This window comes from Secundilactobacillus silagincola (assembly GCF_002583405.1).
GTDB lineage: Bacteria > Bacillota > Bacilli > Lactobacillales > Lactobacillaceae > Secundilactobacillus > Secundilactobacillus silagincola.
On sequence record NZ_BCMJ01000035.1, the window covers coordinates 1 to 336 of the forward strand.

The 336-nt window shown below is 49.1% G+C and carries 1 protein-coding gene; it reads left to right on the forward strand.

The window, feature by feature from the left end:
• Positions 1-336, forward strand: a 336-nt coding sequence (locus CES82_RS12565) for a hypothetical protein (protein WP_180245744.1), incomplete at both ends; no start/stop codon positions are given.

Below are 336 nucleotides of genomic sequence, written 5' to 3' on the forward strand. Positions count from 1 at the left end.
GAGTGGCAGCACCAGTCTACACCACCAGCGACCCGAACAATCCGGGTAAGCTATCTAACGGTATAAAGGTATATACGCAAGAAAGAGTGGCAGCGCCGGTCTACACCACCAGCGATCCGAACCAGCTGGGTAAGCTATCCAATGGTATAAAAGTATATACGCAAGAAAGAGTAGCAGCGCCGGTCTACACCACCAGTGACCCAAATCAGCTGGGTAAGCTATCTAACGGAGTTAAAGTATATACTCAAGAGAAAGTGGCAGCGCCGGTCTACACCACCAGCGATCCGAACCAGCTGGGTAAGCTATCCAATGGAGTTAAAGTATATACGCAAGAAA